The organism is Actinoplanes solisilvae (genome assembly GCF_003999975.1).
Classification (GTDB): Bacteria; Actinomycetota; Actinomycetes; order Mycobacteriales; family Micromonosporaceae; genus Actinoplanes; species Actinoplanes solisilvae.
Window position 1 is genome coordinate 89,229 of record NZ_RJAC01000024.1, and the last position, 21,039, is coordinate 110,267.

The following is a 21,039-nucleotide window of genomic DNA, read 5'->3' on the forward strand; positions in this document are numbered from 1 at the left end:
CCTGCATAATACCGATGTCCGGATGTCGGACGGGGCTCTTTTACGCCGGTTGCTCTGCGCTGCTCGAGTCTTTCCTCGAGACGTCTCGCGACAGTTGCTCCACCCTGCACAGGCGGCCATCCGCGGCGAGCTGACCGAACATGTGGATCTCTGTCGTGATCACCTGGCCCCGACGCATCACGGCGGTCAGGGTGTAACGAGCGGCGACCTGCCCGCCAGAGGCCAGCGCATCGTGCACCTCGACATTGACCTGCGTGGCGTTCCGACGGCCGACCTCGACATGGGCAAGCAGCCGCTCCCTGTCGAGGCGGACGCCATCATTACGGAGCACGAAGTCGTCGGTGTGATAGCGACCGAACACGGCCGCCGGGTCCTCGTCGCCGAACGTGAGTTCCTGCGGATACCGAGTCAAGTAGCCAATCAGATCATCACCGGGCGTACGGGAGAATTGCTGACGCATGTCGGCCCCTCGAAACTTATCTTGGACATCAATGTCTAAGATAAGCCCGACCTCTAAGCTTGGCAATATGGCCGAACCCGTTGCTCAGCGAAGCCGCAAGCGGCGACTGGATGCCGAGCGCAGCCGTGGTGCAGTGCTGGACGCGGCGATCACCGTGCTGGGTCGGCAAACTGACGCCAGCATCGAAGACATCGCCGCGGCGGCCGGAGTGGTGCGGCAGACGGTCTACGCGCACTTCCCGTCCCGCACGGCCTTGCTGGCCGCCGTGGTCGACCACCTCACTGCCGAAACGGCAAGTGTGCTGGGTGCACTCGACTTGACGACACCGCCCCCGGGCGAAGCACTACGCCGTTGGCTGGAAGCGAGCTGGGCAATCGTGAAACGTTACCCGGTCCTGCTCAGCCCGATCATCGCCGACGCTGCGCCACCGGCCGACAAGCACGACCTACACCAACCTGTCACCACCCGACTTAGCGAACTGGTCCGGCGCGGCCGGCAGGCGGGCGTGTTCGAGGCACGCTATTCCGAAGACTGGATGATCAGCGCCACCATTGCTCTCGGCCACGCCGCAGGCCGGCAAGTCACCGCCGGTCGCATGGGCCCGGACGAGGCCGGAGCGGCCTACCGCGACAGCGTCTTGCGGCTCGTTCTCAGCCAACCGCTCACGAAGGAGGGCTAACCTTCGGAGCCGCCCCGCCAGACGCACTGACCTCCGCGGATCGATCGGCCGCTGTTCCGTGTCCAGATCCGCAGCGATGCGGGCGCCATCTCGCGTCCACCGATGACCCATCGTGGGTGGCGGACGTGCACTGGAACCCGTACGCCGACACGGGGCGTCCCGTCTCGAGCCGGAACCGGAGCCGGTTGCCGTTGGGCAGCCGGTCGCTGTCGCAGCGTTCTGGCGGTCCAGCCCGGCGCTCAAGGCGGAAGACCTGCCCGGCCGATCGACCCTGCCAGCGGTGACGACGGATGCCAGACTTGGGCAGTGGTCCTCACTGACGACTTGGCCGCGACCGCGGCGCAGACGCTGCCAGTGTTCGCCTTCGCGGCCTCGATCGAGCTCGCGGTGCACTCGCGGATCGTGTCGAGCCGCTTCAAGGAGATAGAACAGCTCTCGACCATGATGGTCGATGTCGTCGTGACGGCCTATGAGGAAAGACGCCGGACCCATGAGGAGAAAAGTGCTGACCCGCCCCGCTCTCTCGCCGAATTGATCCGCGACGATCCGAATCTCGACGATGCCGCTCGCGCCAAGTTGGTGAAGGTGGTCAGTCCCGAATTCATCGAATCGCTGGCCGCAACCGGCTCCGTGCCTGGGGTGTCTTACCTGCTGCTCCGTCTGATTCCCACCCTGGCCTTCACTGTGGTGATGCTGTTGGTTGTTCTGGCCGAGAGCATGTCGGTGCTGCACCTCGCAGATGTCACCGTTCCGCAGTGGTCCGCTGCGGTGATCGTCTGGGCGATGATCTCGGCGATGATTCTGCTGGTGGCCATCCCGGCCGTAACCGGCCCATTCCTGTTCTTCCACCGGTTCTCCACCTGGCCGATCACCGTCGCCCGCAAGGTCCTGACGGAACATCCGGAGTTGCGTGACGAGATCGTGGCGGCGATGGCCGAGTCACGGTGGAGAGGTTTGGGCCATCGTCTCGTACGGTGGATCAGCCGCCCCTGAGCCGCCAACCGATCTCAAATGCCGGATGTGACGGTAAGGCGGTTGCAGACGTCGTAGACCTCCGGCACCGCCCAGGCCACTAGGCCGGCCGCCATCCGTACGTCCTCCGACTCCACCTCGCCGAGCAGAATCACCACCTGGTTCTGAACCAGCACCTCAAGACGACGGCCGCGCACGGTGACGTCATACGCCAGGGCCGCCGCGACACCGTCGACGATCCGGATGTCAGCTTCGACGACCTCGTCGAGCGGCAGGATCGCCGGCTCTTCCTGGTCGTAGGAGGACCAGTCGTCATCGGGAGACGGGCCGTAGGACTTCATCGAAGCATCACCTTTCCACACACGCACCGCAGGTCTCGACAATGCCGATCTCGTACGGCGACCCTCCTTCCGAGGTATGACAGTCGTGTGACAACGCCGGGCGTTTCACCCGGCCGGGACCGCTCCCGGGTGCGCCACGTCGACATAGAAGAGACCGACGTCAGGACCGATGCGGAACGGCAGCCCCGGCTCCGTGACAGCCACCGATGTGCGGGAAGTGCCATCGACCGCTGGAGCGCGGCGGAATGACCATGGCGATTCGCTTCAAGTGCCGTGCCACGCCGGGGGCCTCGTCTTGTCGTCGAGGCCGTGCGCGACCACGACATCGAACGAGGAGTGACGTCTCGAAGCCGAGCGGGTACTGCCATTCCGCCGACGAGGAGTCAGGCGTCGCTGTCGCCCTGGACGGTTGCGAGTGAGGCGCCGTGCGAGCACGACACCCACGGCCACGGCCGAAACGGCTACGAACGCACCAGGCCAGCCCCAGACGACCATGAGGACGGACAACCCGGCCCAGGCGAACGCGGCCAGGATGATCAGCACAACTCGGGCCAGTTTGTTCCACTCGAGCGGGGTGCGGGTTGCCGCCTCGAAGGACGGATCCTCGGCTGCGCCCTTTTGTCATCCGACTGTCACACGCTCGGCCAACGACCGCCGCGCGCGCCCGGCATGCTGAAAGTCGTTACCGGTAAGGCCATAGAACCGGAAGGCGAAGGATAGCGCTCATGACTCTCAGCAGTCTGGTCACCGCTCTGGCCGTCGGCGTGGTCCTCGGTCTTGCCGGCCGTTCACTTGTGCCCGCTGGGCGCGTCGTGCCGTTCTGGGTGCCGGTGGCCGTCTCCGTCGGAGCGGCCGTCCTGGCCACTGTCGTCGCCCGGCTGGCCGGCGTCGACACCGCGGGAGTGACCGCCGTCGAGGTGGTCCTCCAGGTGATCTTCGCGTCGGTCGGGGTGGCTCTGGTCGCGGCCACGGCCGACAGGTCCCACAGCACCGTTCGGGGGTCGCGGTGACGGTTGTTCCGGCCGGTGAGCGCACCGCCCTGCTCATCTGTGACCGGTGCGGCGCTGAGGAGACGACCACCGCTACCACCTCCGTCGCGGATCTCGTCTGGCCGATGGTCTCGGGATGCGGCTGGACCGGATCGGCGTTTTCCACCGGCCCGCACAGCTGCCGGTCGTGCAGCGCCGCAGACCCGCCCGCCGAGCCCGAGCCGGCGTCACGACCGCGTACCCATGGCCCGTCCTTCCTGATCCGCGCCGACGGCGACACCGCGTTCTCAAACCGCTCACCGACCTCGACGCCGCGCTCAGCGAATGCCTGCGGGACGACCTCATGCACGCGTCGGCGACCTACTCGACGGTGGTGGTCGATCTGCGCGAGGTCGGCTTCATCGACTCGACCGCCCTGGGCTTGCTGGTCCGGGCGCGGCAAGAGGCCCGCCAGCACGACGGCACGTTCGGACTGGTGGCACCGTCGCGCTTCGTCCGTACCGTGCTGCACACCATGCGCCTGGACGGTGCCTTCTCCATCTATGCCGATTGGCCCGCCCCAGAGACCACGGACATCGTGGAGTCGCCTCATCCGGAAGCGCTCAGCTAGATAAACGCAGCCCAGGTGCGTGGTCGTGCACAGGTGAGCGGATTCACTGGGAGCGAGCCGGTTTGGCGAGCGTGCGTTCAACCTCGGCGATCACCTCGTCGATGGTGCCGTCAACGCGGTGGCCGTTGACGAAGAACGTGGGCGTGCCGTCGACGCCGCTGTCGCGGGCGTTGCGCAGGTCGGCGTCGACGCGTGCGGACGCGACGGCCGACGCGCGGTCGGACTCGAACCGGCGTACGTCCAGGCCGGCTTCGCGGGCCAGGTCGGTCAGCGCTTCGTCGTCGACCGCTTCGGCGGTGATCAGCCGGTCGTGCATCGGCCAGAACCGGTTCTGCATCGCGGCCGCTTCAGCGGCCTCGGCCGCTCGCCGGGCGTACGGGTGGACCTCCTCGATCGGGAAGTGCCGCCAGACGTACCGCAGATCGTTCGGGTGGCGGGCGACCAGGCCGGCCACTGCGGGTGCGGCGGCACGGCAGAACGGGCACTCGTAGTCGCCGAACTGCACCAGCTCCACCGGAGCGCCGGCGGGACCCCGGACATGTTCGTCCGGATCAGCCGACGGCTGCAGATCCGACGGTTCGTCACGAGCAGGCCGGGGCCACGGCACCCGGAACAACAGCCAGCCCAGCGCTGTCGCGGCGACGGCCGCGGCCAGGATCCCGACCTTGGCCTCGTCGCGGACCTGCTCATCGGGCAGCGCCAGCTCGGCGATGAACAACGCGACGGTGAAGCCGATCCCCGCGACCGCCCCGACCGACAGCACCTGCGGCAGCCGCACCCCGGACGGCAGCCGCCCGAGCCGCAGGCGGACCACCACCGCCGTGGCGCCCCAGATCCCCAGCGTCTTACCGACCACCAGACCGACGAAAACACCCCAGGTCACCGGCGAGGTCACCGCCCGCGACAGCAGATCCGAACTGAGCGCGACCCCGGCATTGGCCAGCGCGAAGACCGGCACGATCACAAAGCTGGTCCACGGCCGCAGCAGATATTGCAGCCGATCGTTGGACGACACCGAACCCTGCGCCGCGATCGACACCAGCCGGGCCGCCTCGGGCCCAGGTTCCCGCCGCAACCGCCGCATCAGCTTGTCGAGCCGATCGAGATCAGCCGTGCGGGGCAGAAAGGCCGGGGTGAGCAGCCCGAACACCACGCCCACGATCGTCGGGTGCAACCCCGACTCGTACGTGGCCACCCACAGCGCCACCCCGACCACGAAGTACGGCGTGGCCCGCCACACCCCGACCGCCCGCAGCACGAGTGCCACCCCGAGCAGGGCGGCCGCGGTCAGCAAGGCGACCAGGTTCACCGCCTCGGTGTAGACGACCGCGATCACCAGGATCGCCCCGATGTCGTCGACCACAGCCAAGGTGAGCAGGAAGACCCGCACGTTGGCCGGGCAGCTCGGGCCGACCAGCGCCAGCACACCGAGCGCGAAAGCGATGTCGGTGGCCATCGCCATGCCCCACGCGGACTGGGCCGAACTGCCGGCCGTGATCGTCGCGAAGATCACCGCGGGCAGGACCATGCCACCGGCCGCCGCCACGATCGGCACCACCGCGGCCCGCCGATCACGCAGGTCGCCGAAGCTGAACTCCTGCCGGATCTCCATGCCGGCCAGCAGGAAGAAGAACACCATCAGACCGTCGTTGACCCAGTGCCGCAGGTCTTCGGTGATCATCGCGTCGCCGAACCCGACGCTGAACTCCGTGTGCCAGACCGTCTCGTACCCGGCGCCGGGCACGTTCGCCCAGACCAACGCGAGCACCGTCGCCAGAAGCAGCGCGGCGGCGCCACGGGTCTCGGTGACCAGCGTGGTGCGCAGCCGGTGATCCAGACGCAGCGTACGGTCCGTACGGGGAAGCTGACCGCCCTCGGCGATGCGCCGAACCAGCGTGGTGAGACTCATCCGGCGAGACCTCCGTGATCGGGCAGGAGCCATCCACGCCGACCAGGCTTCCCGGCACACCTGGCCTCACCGTACTGGTCATGAGACGGCCAGCGGAATGAGACCGGATCTTCGTCACGCTTGCGTTCCCGGAAACGGCCACTGGTTGCAGCGGACGATTCCGGTCAGGATCTCCCCTTGCGCGACGGACCGATCCGGGACGACAGTCAGGCATTCTCGGATGCTGGCGCCTTGTCACGCGTACGTTCGTTGGCCCGGTCGAGCCGGCGCATCACCGGGGTGGCCGCGACCCCGTGGAGTACGACCGAGACAAGGACGACGAAGCCGATCGTCGCCCAGACCAGGTCGGCGGCCGGGAACTCAGCCTGCGTGAGCGCATATGACAGGTAGTAGAAGGACCCGATGCCGCGGATGCCGAACACCGCAATGACCCAGTGTTCCGCCCGATGCCCCGGTGCCCCTCGCAGCGACAGGACGCCCACCAGCGGACGCACCACGAAGATCAACGCCAGGCCGGCGAGCGCCGCGGGCCAGGTGAGCGGCCCCAGCAGGCCACCAACGACTGCCCCGCCGAACAGCAGCAGCAACAGCACGGTCAGCAGACGCTCGGTCTGCTCGGCAAAGTCGTGCAGCACCTGGTGGTACTCGTGCGATCGCTCCGCCGCCCGGATCGCCCGCGCTGCCACGAACACCGCCAGGAAGCCGTACCCCTGAGCCACCTCGGCCAGACCGTACGCCAGGAAGGTGGCCGCCAGCGCGAGAAAACCCTCGGAGTGACGAGCCAGTCGCAACGCATCGAGCCGGGCCCGGAAGAACAGCCGTCCGAGCAGCTTGCCGACGATCACTCCGGCGACGACACCCACCACGATCTTGTACGCGAGATCCTGCCACGCCCACTCGCCGAGCCAGCCGAGCCCGGCCGCGCCGGCCATCGCGATCGCCGCGTACACGAAGGGGAAGGCCAATCCGTCGTTGAGCCCGGCCTCCGAGGTGAGCGCGAACCTCACCTCGTCCTCGGAGTCCTCCTCGCCGGTCGGCTCCCCCACCTGCACGTCCGACGCCAGCACCGGATCGGTCGGCGCGAGCGCGGCCCCCAGCAGCAGCGCGGTCGCCGGCACCAACCCCGCCCACCACCAGCCGAGGAACGCCGTCACGGCGATGGTCACCGGCATCGCGATCACGAGCAGCCGCCAGGTCGACGCCCAGCCCCGCCGGCTCAACGGCCGGTCGATCTTCAACCCGGCGCCCATCAACGCGACGATCACACCCACCTCGGTCAGGTGCTCGGTGACCTTGGGGTGGGCCAGCGGGTCAGCGTCGGGCAGACCGATCGGCAGACCGAAGACGAGAAGTCCCAGCCCGACGAAGATGATCGGCATCGACAGCGGCCGCCGCTCCAGCAGCCGCGGCAGAATGCCGGCGAGCAAAGCACCGACACCAACGACGGCGAAGATGACGTCTGAAGGCTGCACGCCCGTCTCAGTGCCCGAATCGCGATATTGCATGCATGCATCGCGGGCCAGGCCTTTCAGTTGTCACAGGACTGTGTTCACACAGCAGCCGTCCCTGACCGCCGGCGAGATCAGCGAACAGCTCGGTGTCAGCTCGGGCGCCACACGCGGCAGCCGCGGCGGCACATTCGCGCCAGGTGAGGAAATCGGTGCCTGCACCTCACCCCGGAACGCCCTGACGGACAGTCCATGTACGCCTACGCTGAACAACGGTGTGCCGGGAGGACTGGTCGGCGTCATCGTCGTCGCGTCCCACTGACCGGAACCATCATGTACGCCCGGCCCCACGTACTCGCACCTCCGCCACGCACAAGAGAATCCCGTTGTAGTGCTGACGTGCGTTCTCCAACGGCGAGTTGATGGAAGCCGTCACCGCCGCGTTGCAGCACAGTGCGAAGAACTTCGACCGCTGAGGCAAGAAATTCACCGGTCCGGTTGGCCATCGTGGCGGGCGCCGTATCGCAGTACTGGGTGCGCAACGCCACGGGACGACAGCCATCGCCACATACCCTAGGGGGTATACCCTGGCAGGGAGACCATCTCGAGGAGGACCAGACCATGTGTCGTCAGGTCACATGTCGCAAGTGCGGCAAGACCACCTGGGCCGGTTGCGGCCAGCACGTCGATCAGACTCTGCGGGGAGTACCGAAGGCTGAACGCTGCGCCGGCCACGAGACCGAGCCGTCGACAGGGTTCTTCGCGCGGTTGTTCCGACGCTGACCCCGCCGGACCCACAGCGGGCAACGGCGTTCTCATCCCGGCCGACCAGATGCTGCCACGCGCAAACATGGCGTGCTCACACCCAGCCAGCCGAGCCACGCCTTCAATCTGACCTCGAGAAGTATTACCCGTCGAGAGTGAGGGGCGCCACGTCAGCCTGCCGCGACCACTCGGAGCGGTCAGCACCACCACCGGCATCTCGCGGCCGTCCGCGCCTCGCGCCCGTCGATGCCTGGCAGCCCGAGATCGAGCACCACCAGTTCCAACCCGCCGCCGGTCACCGTTCCCGCAGGCTGCGAGGACGGCGACGTGAGCGTTGGATCGCCCGCTCCGGACCCCTCGCCGTGGACGACGTCAGGCAGCTTCGTCCTTTTGACGCTGCTCGTGGAATTCCTGAAACGCGTCGAACGCCCGTGCCCCGTAGACGGTGGCCGGGCCGCCATTCATCAGGAAGGTCACGCCGATGGTTTCGGCGGCCTCCGCCGGGGTGGCGCCGTGCCGAACGGCGGCGTGCGCGTGCGCAGCGATGCAGCCATCGCATTCTTTGCTGACAGCTATCGCGAGCGCGATCAGTTCTTTGGTTCTGGTGTCGAGAGCGCCGGGGGCGAGCGCGGCGTCGTGCAGCTCCCGGTAACCGTTGTAGACGTCAGGGATGGCCCGGCGTAGGGCGCGGGTGGGCGCTTTGAGCTCTTCGCGTACCGCATTGCCGTGGGTCATTGTTTCGACCCCTTCTCGAGTATCGACCTGGGTTCATGTCGATCCTTGCCCGCGAGCGGGAGCTGCGCCGGTGTCGTTGGTCCCGCGCCGGTGGGCCATTGGTCCGTTGTTTGGCATCAGCTGCGCCGCGGCACTTGGAGAGCAACAGGGCCGGCAGGTCCTCGCCCTGGATCTCTCCCGGGCCGGGGTCGGACGGAGCAGACAGCCGGCGGCTGAACGGGCTCTCTCGACGTGCGGCTGGGCGGTCGAGGACGTGCTGTCGGCTCATTTGCCGGCCGCCGGCTTCGACGGCGCGCTCGTGGCCTATCTGCATCTTCCGGCCCGCGCCGGCCATTCGAAGCGTTCGGCGGGTGAGTCTCAGGCCAGCGACAGGAACAACTTCTCCATCTGCGCCATGTCGACGGTTGGCTTCTTGCCGTCCTGTTCCGCGGTGATGCATTGCCGCAGACCCGTCGCGATAATTTTGAAGCCGGCCCGGTCCAGGGCTTTCGACACGGCCGCCAACTGGGTCACCACGTCGGTGCAGTCGCGGCCGGATTCCAGCATGGCGATGATGCCGCGGATCTGACCTTCGGCGCGGCGCAGCCGCTTGATGACGTCGGTCAGGGTGTCTGTCTCGATCTCCATGCTTACCTCCCGGAACGGCCGACGACCAGAATACCCCGCCGGGTATGCCGGCCGCCGGTGTCATGCCGCCGCCGGCGCGCGCCCAAGGGGTTGACGAACGTCGGAGTGTGCGCGCTATGGTCGGAGGCAGATACCCCCGGGGGTATGCAATCCTCGGAAGGAATAGAGGCTTGCCGCCCGCGCCGGCCACCCGATCACGCGCAGCCGGACTGCCGCCTGACCGAACCCGCTTCTCCCACCTGCGCGAAGGAGTCACCACCGTGTTTCGTGTCCTGCCTATCGACACACCCACGCTCGGCGACCGCAGTTACGTCGTCCACGACGGCACCCACGCGTTCGTCGTCGACCCGCAGCGTGACATCGACCGTGTCCTCGACCTGGCTGCCGCCGAGGGTGTGACGATCACGCACGTCTTCGAGACGCACATCCACAACGACTACGTCACCGGCGGCTACGCCCTCGCGCGGGCCACCGGCGCCGCCTATCACGTCAACGCCGACGACCCGGTCACCTTCGACCGGGTCGCGGTGCGCGACGGCGACGTCATCGCCGTCGGAGACTCCCTGCGGGTGCGCGTGCTGGCCACTCCCGGGCACACCTTCACGCACCTGTCCTACGCCCTGGAGGCCGACGGACAACCGGCTGCCGTGTTCTCCGGCGGTTCCCTGCTGTACGGCTCCGTCGGACGGCCCGACCTGCTCGGCCCCGCGCATACCCACGACCTGGTCCACCACCAGTACCACTCGGCCCACCGGCTCGCCGGCGAGTTACCCGAAACGGCGGGCGTCTACCCGACCCACGGGTTCGGCAGTTTCTGCTCCGCGACACAGTCCGAGGCTGCCGCCTCGACCATCGGAGCCGAGAAGCGGGCCAACCCGGTGCTGACCCAGGCCGAGGACGCCTTCGTCGAATCGCTGCTCGCCGGCCTCGATGCGTGGCCGGCCTACTACGCGCACATGGCCCCGGCCAACAACGCGGGTCCCGCCGCACCCGACCTGAGCACACCGCAGCGCGCCGACGCCGACCAGATCCGCAAACGCCTCGCCGACGGCGAATGGGTCGTGGACCTGCGCAACCGGGTCGCGTTCGTCGCCGGACACGTCGCCGGCACCCTCAACTTCGGCTCCGATGGCAGCTACGCCACCTATCTCGGCTGGCTCATCCCCTGGGGAACGCCGCTCACCCTGCTCGCCGAGACCCCCGAGCAGATCGCCCAGGCCCAGCGCGAACTGGTCCGTATCGGTATCGACCACCCCGCCGCCCACGCCACCGGCGACCCCACCGACTGGGCCGGCGACCACGACCTCGAGTCCTACCCGCGGGCCACGTTCGCCGACCTCGCCCAGGTGCGCCACCACCGCCCCGTCGTCATCCTCGACACCCGCCGCAATCTCGAGGCCGCCGAGGCCCGCATCGACGGCGCCGTGCACATCCCCCTGCACGACCTGCCCGCCCGGCTCGGCGAGATCCCCGACGGCGAGGTCTGGGTACACTGCGCCGCCGGCTACCGCGCCTCCATCGCCACCTCCCTGCTCGCCCGCGCCGGACGGCACGTCGTCGCCATCGACGACGACTTCGCCAACGCCGCGACGGCAGGGCTGGCCGTCCGCACCTCATGACCATGGCTCTCATCGTCACCGTGATCCTCGCCGCCGGCATCGGCGTCACCCTGGGGCTGCTCGGCGGCGGCGGATCCATCCTCGCCGTCCCCCTGCTGGTCTACGTCGCCGACCTGCCCGCCAAGGAAGCCATCGCCACGTCACTGCTGGTCGTCGGCGCTACCAGCGCCATCGGTGTCATCCCCCACGCACGCCGCGGCCGGGTCCGGTGGCGTACCGGCCTGATCTTCGGTTTCGCCGGGATGACCGGCGCGTACGCCGGAGGGCGCGTCGCCGTGTACATCTCAGGCGCGGTGCTACTCACCGCCTTCGCGCTGATGATGCTCGCCACCGCCATCGCCATGATCCGCGGCCGGCGCTCCCGGCCCGATCGGCCCGTGCCGCACGAACTGCCAGTGCTGCGAGTGATCGTCGACGGCGTTGTGGTCGGACTCGTCACCGGCTTGGTCGGTGCGGGCGGCGGCTTCCTCGTCGTACCCGCCCTCGCCCTGATCGGCGGTCTGCCCATGCCCGTCGCCGTCGGGACCTCACTGCTGGTCATCGCCATGAAGTCGTTCGCCGGGCTCGGCGGATACCTGGCTGACGTCCACATCAACTGGGAGCTCGCGGCCGCCGTCACCGTCGCCGCCATCGTCGGCAGCCTGCTCGGCGGCAAACTCGCCGGCCGCGTCCACGAGGACCTGCTGCGCAAAGCGTTCGGTTGGTTCGTCCTCGGCATGGGCGTCTTCGTCCTCGCCCAGCAACTGCCGGCCAGGCTGTGGAGCTCGCCGCAGCTGTGGACGGTGATCAGCGTCCTGGCCGCCGCGACCGTCGGCATCGCCCTTGTCGTGCGGCGGCGCAGGCACCATGCACCCGCGAACCAGCCACGGCACGATGGAGAACGGGTCAGCGGTAGTCACGGTCATTGAGGCCGGCGCGATCCTCGCTGCCCTGAACGGTGACCAGCCTGCGGACGACCACCGACCCGAAGCCGGAGCCAGCCCTTCCCGGGCGTACTGCGTAAAGTCTGCCATCCTGTCGAGCGCTCCGGGCCGCGCGCAAAGCCTCCCGGACGACATCGGCAGACGATTCTTCGAAGGCCCCGCGCCGGCCAGCGATGGCACGGACCCCGGCCTCGGAACTCGAGCGGGCCTGTGCTCGGCTCCGATCTGCAGATTCCGAGCGTGGTTCGCCGACGTGGCGGATCGCGAGTCCGTTGCGGCCGCGGTCGACGGACCGGCCTGCGTGCCGGGCGTCACTCCATGCACCCGGGGCTGCCCCGTGTCCCGCCGGTGTTTCTTGCGGCACCGAGGCCGTCCACCCTGTGACAGTCACTGCTGGGTGTGCGCGGCGAGCAGATCCGCGAGTTGTCCGGCCTGCGGTACGCGGCCGGTCAGCAGCACCTGCTCATCGACGACCAGCGCGGGGGTGCTCATCACGCCGTAACCGGCGATCGCGGCGTAGTCGGTGACGTGTTCGACGGCTGCCTGCCAGCCGAGTTGTGCGAGCGCGGCGTGGGTGGCATGTTCCAGGGCGGCGCAGTTGGCGCAACCAGGGCCGAGGATCTTGATCAGCATGGCGGTCCACCTCCGTGGTGGTTAGAGAATGGCGTTGAACAGGTAGCCGGTGGCCAGGATCGCGGCGGCGACCACGGCGGTGAAGATGGCCAGCAGCGGGGGCTTGAGGACGCGGCGCAGCAGAATCATCTCGGGCAGGCTCAGCGCGACGGTGCTCATCATGAACGCCAGGAGGGTCCCGGTGGCCAGGCCCTTGGCATGCAGGGCCTCGATCAGGGGCAGGATGCCGGCGGCGTTGGAGTACAGCGGCACCCCGATGGCGACGGCAACCAGCGGCGCGAACGGGTTGTCAGATCCGGCGTAGCGCACGAAGAACGCCTCGGGCACCCAGCCGTGGATGATCGCGCCGAGGGTGATTCCGGCGAGCAGGTACGGCCAGATCTTGCGCAGGATGATGGCGACCTCTTCGCGGCCCAGCCGCATCCGGTCGGTGAAGGACAGCGCGGTGCCGGGCGGCACGGGCTGGCCGCGCAGTGTGGTGGTGAAGACGAAGCCTTCCACGTAGCGTTCCAGTCGCATCCGGCCCAGCAGCCACCCTGCGCCGATCGCAATGAGCAGTCCGGACGTGACGTACAGCGCGGCGATCTTGAAGCCGAACAGGCCGTAAAGCAGGACCACGGCGACCTCGTTGACCAGCGGGCTGGCGATCAGGAACGACAGGGTCACCCCGAGCGGCACCCCGGCGGCGACGAACCCGATGAACGCCGGCACCGCCGAACACGAACAGAACGGCGTCGCCACCCCCAGGCCGGCGGCCATCACGTTGCCGACGCCTTCCCGGCGCCCGCCGAGCAGTGCCCGGGTGCGTTCCAGAGTGATGTAGCTGCGCAGCACGGTGACCACGAAGATGATTCCGACCAGCAGCAGGATGATCTTCACGATGTCAGTGAGAAAGAAGTGCACCGCCGAGCCCCACCGGGTCGCCGCGGACAGTCCACCCCAGTGATAAACGACCCGGTCCCACGTTGGCTCGTTGACCAGCAGCGCACCCGCCCACACCAGTGCGGCCAGGCCGAGCGCAACGACCCGGCGGACCCGTCCACGTGGGGTGGCCGGCGGTTGCACGCCAGGCGCGGCGCTGTCCCGGGCCGTCATCACACGCTTCCGGCAGCATGGCAGGACCCGCAGCCGGCATGGGCCACAGCCAGCGGCAGTGCCGCCCGCAGCCGGTCCGCGGCGTCGCTCGCCAAGCTGTAGTCGATCCAGCGGCCTCGCCGGGCGGCGGTCACCAGGCCGGCTGCGCGCAGCACCTTGAGGTGATGCGACAGCGCCGGCGCGGTCACCCTCGCAATCGGCTGCAGCTCGCACACGCACAGCTCCCCTGCCGCCAGTGCCGACAGCAACCGCCAGCGCACAGGGTCCGCCGCCACGCAGAGCAGCGCACACCCCGAGAGGCTGGACAGTTCAACTGCGGTAGAAGTGTTCACGTCCCCATCGTCGGCGTGGACCCGCCGCACGTTCAGGGCCGAACGTCCCGACCCGAACAGGCTGCCACCCAGGTGGAGAATGTCGTGGTGATCCAGTGCCATGGCCTTTTCGTCGGCGTGTTGCTGGTTGCCTCCATGACGGCGGTCGGCACGGCGGTGACCGTCACCGACTTCCGGGCCTTGGCGCGCCGGCGGCTGGTGCTCGGGGTCGCGGTGGTGGTGAACGTGCTCGTGGTGCCCGGCCTCGCGGTCGCTGCGTGTGCGGTAGCGGATGTGGCGGCGTCGGCCACTGTGGGGATCGTGCTGGCGGCAGCCGCGCCTGGCGGCGGGACGGGGGCGCTGCTCACCTTGCATGCTCGTGGTGATCTGGCCGTCAGCGCCGCTCTGCAGGCGGCGCTGGCACCGCTGGGGTTGGCGAGCGTCCCGCTGTGGGCGCGGTTGTCCGGCCACGACGTCGTGCCATCCGGCTGGGCGGGCGCCGGGCTGGTCCTGGGTGCACTGGCCGGGCAGGTAGCGCCGCTGGCGGTGGGCATGTGGCTGCGATATCGCGACAGGAAGCGCGCGGACCGGGTGCATCGCGTCGCGCGGCGGGTCGCCGATGTGCTGCTGGTCGCCCTCGTCGTGTACTTCGCGGTGACGGCCGGTGGCCAGTTGCCGAGCTTGGGCTGGCAGCCGATCGTGGTGATCGCGTTCCTGGTGCTTGTCTGCCTGTCGGTCACCGCGATCCCGTTGGGCCGAACTCCGGAGCGGCGGGCGGTCGGTATGACGACCGCGGTGCGCAATCTGTCGCTGGCTTTGTTCTTCGCCACATCGGTCGGCGACACGGTCGTCGTTGCGCTGTTGGCCTACGGCTTGCTGATGTACGTGGTGTCCGTTCCGGTCGCGGTGCGGCTCGGACGGGCGTCGGTCTGACACTCGGACGAGGAAGGGCCGGCAGGGCAGGCGCAGCACGCCGACCCCAAGAGGTCGGCGTCGTGGTTGGCCGGTTTTCAGCAGCACCTTCCGGCAGCCGAGGGGGTGAGGCTGATCAGCCCGGCGACGCTGGGCAGGGAGCCGGGTTCGTCGTCGAAGGCGGCGATCCGCAGGGCGACTTGCGGGTCCAGTCCGATCTGTGCCGCGGCTTCGCGTACGGCCTCGCCGGTGCCGGCCGCCGTGGGCAGCAGTGCGATGGTGGCGGCTGCGAGGGCGCTGGGCACGTCGGGGTCGAGGCCGAAGCGGGCGGCAATGTCGCGGGCGGCTTGGTCGGCGCCGAGTCCCGTGCCGCACACACCGGTTTCGGGTAGGTCGAGTTGGACGTCGTCGGCGTCGTCGAAGTCGCCGACCAGGGCGGCGGCGATCGAGCGGACCTGTTCGTAGCCGACGGTCATGAGGAACGTCGGGGCACGACCGTACGATTTCATTCCGACGGCGTAGTAGTTCGGTTCGGCGTGGGCGAGTTCGGCGTGGCCGTGTGGGGTGATGGCGCTGCGGGAGTTCTCGTTCGGGTCGATGAGCTCGGCGAGGGTGCGGGTGCAGCCCAGGATCGGGTCGAGGTCGAGGCGGAGTTCGCTGGTGACGCTGTGGTCGGGCCGGAAACCGGTGGCGGCCACGACTCGGTCGGCGGTGATCGTGCGCCCGTCGGTGGCGGTGAGCTGGATGCCGGTTTCGGTGCGGCTGACGGTGTGCACGCCGAAGCCTTCGAGCAGGGTGACGCGGCCGGTGTCGAGCAGGGTCCGCAGTCCGCTGCCCAGAGCACCGCGGTCGGCCAGTTGGTCGGTGTCGTCGTCGCCGCTCAACGCGCGTGCGGCGGTGCCGCGCAGGGCCCAGGTGATGCGGGTGCCGCTGGTGGTTTCGGCGAGGCGGGCGAGAGTGAGCAGGGTGTTGGCGGCGGAGTGCCCGGAGCCGACCACGATGGTGTGCCGGCCGGCGTGGGTGTCGTGGTCGGCGCCGAGTACGTCGGGCAGGGCGTGGTCGATGAGGTCGGCGAGTTCGTGTTCGCCGTGGGCGGGCAGGCCGTTGACGCCGAGCGGGTTGGGGGTGTTCCAGGTGCCGGAGGCGTCGATGACGGCGCTGGCGAACATCTCGGCCCCCTCGGCCAGGCGCAGCACGAAAGGCTGGTCGGCGCGCCCGTCGGTGCGGACCCGGTCGAGGCTGACCCGGCTGATCGCGGTCACCCGGGCGTTGCAGCGCAGGCTACCGGCGATAGCGGGCGTCTTGGCCAGAGGCTCCAGATAGCTCTCGATCAGTTGGGCGCCGGTCGGCACGGCGTCGTCGTCGGGCGCAGCCCAGCCGGCCGTGTCGAGCAGACGGCGTGCGGCGGCGTCGATGTTGTACCGCCAGGGGCTGAACAGCGACACGTGTGCCCAGGCGCGGACCGACGTGGCGACGGTGGTGCCCGCTTCGAGGATGAGGAACGGTAGCTCACGTTCATACAGGTGCGCTGCGGCGGCCAGGCCGACGGGACCGGCGCCGATCACCACGACCGGGAGGTCCTCCAGTGCGGCCAGCGCCGAGGTCACTTCGGGACTTTCGCTGCTCATGAAGGGCTTACTCCCTGAATTTCAGTGGTGTCTGAACGGTACAGCGGCTATCGACGCGCGTAGGCGCTCGTGACCCACAGCGTCATCGCAGCGAGTACGCACAGTGCCGTGGTGGTTGTCAGCACGCTGGTGTGGGTGCCGGCGATGGTGGCGTACCGACGGGGGTCTGGGTGACCGCGAGCGCGGCGACGATCGCCTTCGCTCTCGGCCGGAGCCGAGTCCGCGGTGGCCGCCGATCCTCGGATCGGCGGCCACCGTCTCGGAAGAGGTCATACGTGCATCAGCTGCAGCAGCCGCCGGTCTGCTCCTGGTTGCCGGATGGCACGGTGATCACCGTGAGCGGGGTGCGCAACAGACCGCCGGAGATGCCGGTCGCCAGCCCTCGCCCGACCGGCACCGCTTCGGCCGCGGACGGGGTGCCGCAGCAGCCTCCGCCGGCGTCGATGGTGTCGCTGTCGAGATCCTGGTTGCTGTTGCAGACACCGGTCTCGGGCAGGTCGAGCTGCACGTCGCGGGCGGTGGTCCAGTCGCCGTCGATCGCGGCGACGACCGAGCGGGCCTGCTCGTAGCCGGTGGCGAGCAGGAACGTCGGGGCGCGGCCGTACGACTTGACGCCGATCGCGAAATAGCCGGGCTCGGGGTGGACAAGTTCGTCGGCGCCGTGCGGCGGAACGGTGCCGCAGGAGTGCTCGTTCGGGTCGATCAGCGGGGCCAGCGCCCGGGTCGAGCCCATGATCGGGTCGAGGTCCAGACGCAGCTCGGCGACGATGCCGTGGTCGGGCCGGAAACCGGTGGCCGACACGATCCGGTCGGCGGTGATCGTGCGGGTGCCGTCGGAGACCTCGACGCCGTCCGGGCCCGCGGTGACGGCCTGAACGCTGAAGCCGGTGTACAGGCTGATGGCGCCGGATTCGACGTGCCTGCGCAGCCGGCTGCCGAGCGCGCCGCGGGCGGGGAGCGCGTCGGCGGCTTCGCCGCCGTAGGTGCGGGCCGCAGATGCGGCGCGGACGGCCCAGGTGACCGTGGTGCCGGGTGCCCGTTCGGCGAGTTCGGCCAGCGACAGCAGCGTGTTGGCAGCCGAATGCCCGGCACCGACCACCAGGACGCGGCGGCCGGCGAACCGGTCCCGGTCGCGGCCGAGCACGTCCGGTAGGGCACTGTCGACGTAGCCGGCGGCCTCGGTCTCGCCATGGGCGGCGATGCCGGACGCGCCGAGGACGTTCGGGGTCATCCAGGTCCCGGAGGCGTCGACGACAGCGCGGGCGAGCACGTCCTCGCCGTTGGCGAGGCGGATCAGGTACGGCGTGTCGGCGCGGCCGGCGCTGCGGAGACGGTCGAGGCCGAGCCGGGTGACGGCAACCACCGATGCGTCGTAGCGCACGTGCGGCTTGAGGGCGGGCAGGTCGGCCAGCGGCTGCAGGTAGTCGGCGGCAAGCTGAGCGCCGGTGGGCAGCTTACCGTCGTCCGGGCGCACCCAGCCGGCCTCGGTGAGCAGCCGGGCCGCGGCGGCGTCGATGTTGTACCGCCACGGCGAGAACAGCCGGACATGTCCCCACTGGCGGACCGCCGCGGCGGGCCCGTCGCCGGCCTCGAGAACGATGAAGGCGATACCGCGCTCAGCGAGGTGGGCTGCGGCGGCCAGGCCTACGGGTCCGCCGCCGATGACAGCAACGGGCATCTGGTCGAGCTGGGTGCTCATCGAGGTCCTCCCGAACATGAGTCGGATTCGAGATCAGTCGAACTTGACGTTTATCGAAACCGAGACTTGCACGCGGATTCGACATCTGTCAACCTCGAAGCATGTCGAAACCAGCCGCATCGCTCGCCGTCCTCGACCTCGACGCCATGTCGTGCTGCGCCCCGCTGGCACAGAGCCCGATCCCGCCCGAGGCGGCCGGCACCCTGTCACAGGCCTTCAAAGCCCTTGGTGACCCGATCCGCCTGCAACTGATGTCGATGATCGCGTCCGCGCCCGGGGGCGAGATCTGCGTCTGCGACCTCACGCCGGCGTTCGAGATCTCCGGGCCGACCATCTCGCACCATTTGAAGGCGCTCAAGGAGTCCGGCCTGGTCACCGCGGAACGCCGGGCCAGCTGGGTGTACTACCGGGCCCAGCCTGCGCTGATGCGCCGGCTCTCGGCGCTGCTCGACATCGACGCCTGAGTGGCCACCGTCACAGTGGGCCCCCCGGCTTGACGGACGGGGAACGCTCAGCAAGCATTGACTCAATGAACGGCGATGCTTCTTCCCTGCAGACGCGGGCGCGTGTCCATGCCGCGCTCGGCGAGCCCGCGCGGCTGGCGATCGTCGACGCGCTCACCCTCGGCGACGCCTCCCCCGGCGAGATCGCCCGGGATCTCGCGATGCCGACCAACCTGGTCGCTCACCACCTGAAGGTGCTGCAGGACGCCGGGCTGATCGTGCGGACCCGTTCCGAGGGCGACCGGCGCCGCACCTATCTACGGCTGCAACCGGACGTCCTGGCCTCCCTCACTCCGCCGGCGCTGCAGGACGCGCGGCGCGTGGTGTTCGTCTGCACCCACAACTCGGCCCGCTCGCAGCTCGCCGCGGCCCTGTGGCGCGACCGCATCGGAGGCGCGGTCGCCTCGGCCGGCACCAAGCCCGCGGCCCGGGTCCATCCCCGCGCGGTCAAGATCGCCCACCGGCACGGCCTACGGCTCGACCCGACCGGCACCGCCGACGTCGCCGACGTCGTACACGACGGCGATCTGGTCATCGCCGTCTGCGACAACGCCCACGAAGACCTCACCGGCCCCGTCCGGCCCCGGCTTCACTGGTCGGTCCCCGACCCCGTACGCGTCAACACCGACGCTGCCTTCGAGGCCGCCTACCGCGACCTGGCCCAGCGCATCGACCGCGTAGCACCAGCCGCCCCGCACCGGCCCGAGCAGAACTGAAGAGTTCCGCGCCGCGGCACACACCCGGCCCGATCCCATCGACCGGGCACGCCGCACGCCGCCCGGCTGATCATCCCCACCGCGCAGAGACCGGAGTTTCGCACCCATGCATCCCATCGCAGCCTGGCGACGTCTGCTGGCCGAGTTCGTCGGTACGGCCCTGCTGGTCACCGCCGTCGTCGGCTCCGGCATCATGGCCGTCACGCTGTCGCCTGATGACGTCGGCCTGCAGCTTCTCGAGAACTCGGTCGCCACCGCGTTCGCGCTCGCCGCGCTGATCTTGACCTTCGGCCCGGTGTCCGGTGCCCACTTCAACCCGGTCGTCTCGGCCGCCGACTGGTTTCTGGGCCGCCGCACCAGCACCGGCCTCACCGCCCGAGATCTGGCCGGATACACCGTCGCGCAGACCCTTGGAGCGATCGCGGGGTCGGTGCTGGCCAACCTGATGTTCGATCTCGCCCCGGTGGCCTTGTCCACCAAGGACCGCACCGGCGGGCACCTCTGGCTCGGTGAGATTGTCGCCACCGCCGGCCTGCTCCTGCTGATCTTCGCGCTGGCCCGTTCCGGTCGGGCCGCGGTCGCTCCGGCGGCGGTCGGCGCGTACATCGGGGCTGCGTACTGGTTCACCAGCAGCACCAGCTTCGCTAACCCGGCGGTCACCGTCGGACGCGCGTTCACCGACACCTTCGCCGGGATCGCTCCGGCCTCCGTACCCGGATTTGTCGCCGCCCAGATCGTCGGCCTGCTCGTCGGGGTCGGCCTGCTGCTCGCTCTGTATCCCAGCGCCGGGGAGGCCGCCGACACCGTTGTCGTCGAGCACGACTCCGCCCGTACTGCCTGACTCCCCCTTTGACTGCAAGGAGAAACACCATGAGCGACAAGCCCAGTGTCCTGTTCGTCTGCGTCCACAACGCCGGCCGCTCCCAGATGGCCGCCGGCTGGCTACGCCACCTTGCAGGCGACGCCGTGGAAGTCCGTTCCGCTGGATCCGCGCCCGCCGACACGGTCAACCCGGCCGCGGTCGAGGCGATGCGGGAGGTCGGCATCGACATCACCGACCAGACCCCGAAAATCCTGGAGTACGAGGTTGCGCAGGACTCCGACGTCATCATCACCATGGGTTGCGGCGACGCCTGCCCGGTCTTTCCCGGCAAGCGCTACGAGGACTGGAAGCTCGACGACCCGGCCGGCCAGGGCGTCGCGGCGGTCCGTCCGATCCGTGACGAGATCAAGACCCGCATCGAGGCGCTGCTGGCCGACCTTCTCCCGGCAGGCAAGCCGTGAACCCCGTACGGAATCTGATCATCATCGGCTCCGGGCCGGCCGGCTACACGGCGGCGTTGTATGCGGCCCGGGCGAACCTCAAGCCGCTGGTGATCGAGGGCGTTCAGTCCGGCGGTGCTCTGATGACCACCACCGAGGTGGAGAACTTCCCCGGTTTCCGCGACGGGATCATGGGCCCCGA

The 21,039-nt window shown here is 69.3% G+C and carries 24 protein-coding genes; 13 read left to right on the forward strand and 11 right to left on the reverse strand.

The annotated features are described in order from the left end of the window. Positions 1-40: 40 nt before the first annotated feature. Positions 41-460 (reverse strand): nuclear transport factor 2 family protein, encoded by a 420-nt coding sequence (locus EER30_RS38200; protein ID WP_127506233.1) that lies wholly within the window; start codon positions 458-460, stop codon positions 41-43. A gap of 67 nt (positions 461-527) precedes the next feature. Between EER30_RS38200 and EER30_RS38205 the strand changes: the two genes are divergently transcribed. Together EER30_RS38205 and EER30_RS38210 are read left to right on the forward strand one after the other, a co-directional pair. After that, positions 528-1,139, forward strand: coding sequence for a TetR/AcrR family transcriptional regulator (locus EER30_RS38205; protein WP_127506234.1), 612 nt, complete (start codon positions 528-530; stop codon positions 1,137-1,139). Between the two features lie 306 nt (positions 1,140-1,445). Continuing rightward, the gene (locus tag EER30_RS38210; RefSeq protein ID WP_127506236.1) at positions 1,446-2,132 is read left to right on the forward strand and encodes a hypothetical protein; all 687 of its coding nucleotides are present in this window, start codon (positions 1,446-1,448) and stop codon (positions 2,130-2,132) included. Between the two features lie 14 nt (positions 2,133-2,146). Here the strand turns inward: EER30_RS38210 and EER30_RS38215 are convergent, their stop codons facing one another. Next, positions 2,147-2,452: a BON domain-containing protein gene (locus tag EER30_RS38215; RefSeq protein ID WP_127506238.1), complete on the reverse strand. Its 306-nt coding sequence runs from the start codon at positions 2,450-2,452 to the stop codon at positions 2,147-2,149. Between the two features lie 725 nt (positions 2,453-3,177). On the opposite strand from EER30_RS38215, the gene EER30_RS38220 reads away from it, so the two are divergent. Both EER30_RS38220 and EER30_RS38225 read left to right on the forward strand, forming a co-directional pair. Beyond that, a complete protein-coding gene (locus tag EER30_RS38220; RefSeq protein WP_127506240.1) occupies positions 3,178-3,462 on the forward strand; it encodes a GlsB/YeaQ/YmgE family stress response membrane protein in 285 nt (94 codons plus the stop codon). A 115-nt stretch (positions 3,463-3,577) separates the two neighbouring features. Beyond that, on the forward strand, positions 3,578-4,051 hold the full coding sequence (locus tag EER30_RS38225; protein WP_127506242.1) for an STAS domain-containing protein: 474 nt from the start codon (positions 3,578-3,580) through the stop codon (positions 4,049-4,051). Between the two features lie 43 nt (positions 4,052-4,094). Here EER30_RS38225 and nhaA read toward each other — a convergent pair whose 3' ends face one another. Beyond that, complete coding sequence (gene nhaA / locus EER30_RS38230; RefSeq protein ID WP_127506244.1) at positions 4,095-5,960, reverse strand: Na+/H+ antiporter NhaA; 1,866 nt, start codon at positions 5,958-5,960, stop codon at positions 4,095-4,097. A gap of 206 nt (positions 5,961-6,166) precedes the next feature. Then, entirely contained in the window at positions 6,167-7,432 is a 1,266-nt protein-coding gene (locus tag EER30_RS38235) for a cation:proton antiporter (RefSeq protein ID WP_127506246.1), read from the reverse strand. A gap of 597 nt (positions 7,433-8,029) precedes the next feature. On the opposite strand from EER30_RS38235, the gene EER30_RS50255 reads away from it, so the two are divergent. Further along, entirely contained in the window at positions 8,030-8,191 is a 162-nt protein-coding gene (locus EER30_RS50255; protein ID WP_489884463.1) for a DUF8730 family Cys-rich protein, read from the forward strand. A gap of 354 nt (positions 8,192-8,545) precedes the next feature. Here the strand turns inward: EER30_RS50255 and EER30_RS38240 are convergent, their stop codons facing one another. Continuing rightward, entirely contained in the window at positions 8,546-8,908 is a 363-nt protein-coding gene (locus tag EER30_RS38240; RefSeq protein WP_127506248.1) for a carboxymuconolactone decarboxylase family protein, read from the reverse strand. A gap of 357 nt (positions 8,909-9,265) precedes the next feature. Then, complete coding sequence (locus tag EER30_RS38245) at positions 9,266-9,535, reverse strand: metal-sensitive transcriptional regulator (RefSeq protein WP_127506250.1); 270 nt, start codon at positions 9,533-9,535, stop codon at positions 9,266-9,268. Positions 9,536-9,795: 260 nt separating this feature from the next. Between EER30_RS38245 and EER30_RS38250 the strand changes: the two genes are divergently transcribed. Together EER30_RS38250 and EER30_RS38255 are read left to right on the forward strand one after the other, a co-directional pair. Further along, positions 9,796-11,154, forward strand: a complete 1,359-nt coding sequence (locus tag EER30_RS38250) for an MBL fold metallo-hydrolase (RefSeq protein WP_240670562.1) — start codon at positions 9,796-9,798, stop codon at positions 11,152-11,154. Continuing rightward, the gene (locus EER30_RS38255) at positions 11,151-12,062 is read left to right on the forward strand and encodes a sulfite exporter TauE/SafE family protein (RefSeq protein ID WP_127506254.1); all 912 of its coding nucleotides are present in this window, start codon (positions 11,151-11,153) and stop codon (positions 12,060-12,062) included. The genes EER30_RS38250 and EER30_RS38255 overlap by 4 nt, the downstream gene beginning before the upstream one ends. Positions 12,063-12,464: 402 nt before the next feature. On the opposite strand, the gene EER30_RS38260 is transcribed toward EER30_RS38255, so the two are convergent. The 3 genes from EER30_RS38260 to EER30_RS38270 are packed head-to-tail and all read right to left on the reverse strand — an operon-like array spanning position 12,465 to position 14,239. Then, the gene (locus EER30_RS38260; protein WP_127506256.1) at positions 12,465-12,710 is read right to left on the reverse strand and encodes a thioredoxin family protein; all 246 of its coding nucleotides are present in this window, start codon (positions 12,708-12,710) and stop codon (positions 12,465-12,467) included. Between the two features lie 21 nt (positions 12,711-12,731). Further along, positions 12,732-13,805 (reverse strand): permease, encoded by a 1,074-nt coding sequence (locus tag EER30_RS38265; RefSeq protein WP_127506258.1) that lies wholly within the window; start codon positions 13,803-13,805, stop codon positions 12,732-12,734. After that, positions 13,805-14,239, reverse strand: a complete 435-nt coding sequence (locus EER30_RS38270; protein ID WP_127506260.1) for an ArsR/SmtB family transcription factor — start codon at positions 14,237-14,239, stop codon at positions 13,805-13,807. Before EER30_RS38270 ends, EER30_RS38265 begins: the two co-directional genes overlap by 1 nt. Between EER30_RS38270 and EER30_RS38275 the strand changes: the two genes are divergently transcribed. After that, complete coding sequence (locus tag EER30_RS38275; protein WP_127506262.1) at positions 14,210-15,049, forward strand: hypothetical protein; 840 nt, start codon at positions 14,210-14,212, stop codon at positions 15,047-15,049. The genes EER30_RS38270 and EER30_RS38275 overlap by 30 nt on opposite strands. Positions 15,050-15,126: 77 nt before the next feature. Here the strand turns inward: EER30_RS38275 and EER30_RS38280 are convergent, their stop codons facing one another. Both EER30_RS38280 and EER30_RS38285 read right to left on the reverse strand, forming a co-directional pair. After that, positions 15,127-16,656 carry an NAD(P)-binding domain-containing protein gene (locus EER30_RS38280; RefSeq protein WP_127506264.1) on the reverse strand — a complete coding sequence of 510 codons (1,530 nt, stop codon included), beginning with the start codon at positions 16,654-16,656 and terminating at the stop codon, positions 15,127-15,129. 280 nt (positions 16,657-16,936) lie between these two features. Further along, complete coding sequence (locus tag EER30_RS38285; protein ID WP_432417588.1) at positions 16,937-18,373, reverse strand: FAD-dependent oxidoreductase; 1,437 nt, start codon at positions 18,371-18,373, stop codon at positions 16,937-16,939. A gap of 83 nt (positions 18,374-18,456) precedes the next feature. Between EER30_RS38285 and EER30_RS38290 the strand changes: the two genes are divergently transcribed. The 5 genes from EER30_RS38290 to EER30_RS38310 form a co-directional block, all read left to right on the forward strand. Continuing rightward, complete coding sequence (locus EER30_RS38290; RefSeq protein WP_127506266.1) at positions 18,457-18,819, forward strand: ArsR/SmtB family transcription factor; 363 nt, start codon at positions 18,457-18,459, stop codon at positions 18,817-18,819. A gap of 65 nt (positions 18,820-18,884) precedes the next feature. Further along, positions 18,885-19,574, forward strand: a complete 690-nt coding sequence (locus EER30_RS38295; RefSeq protein WP_127506268.1) for an arsenate reductase/protein-tyrosine-phosphatase family protein — start codon at positions 18,885-18,887, stop codon at positions 19,572-19,574. Positions 19,575-19,680: 106 nt separating this feature from the next. Beyond that, the gene (locus EER30_RS38300) at positions 19,681-20,415 is read left to right on the forward strand and encodes an aquaporin (RefSeq protein ID WP_127506270.1); all 735 of its coding nucleotides are present in this window, start codon (positions 19,681-19,683) and stop codon (positions 20,413-20,415) included. A 29-nt stretch (positions 20,416-20,444) separates the two neighbouring features. Then, positions 20,445-20,858 carry an arsenate reductase ArsC gene (locus EER30_RS38305; RefSeq protein WP_127506272.1) on the forward strand — a complete coding sequence of 138 codons (414 nt, stop codon included), beginning with the start codon at positions 20,445-20,447 and terminating at the stop codon, positions 20,856-20,858. Next, positions 20,855-21,039: NAD(P)/FAD-dependent oxidoreductase (locus tag EER30_RS38310; protein ID WP_127506274.1), on the forward strand; the 185-nt coding region annotated here is incomplete at its 3' end. The genes EER30_RS38305 and EER30_RS38310, both read left to right, overlap by 4 nt.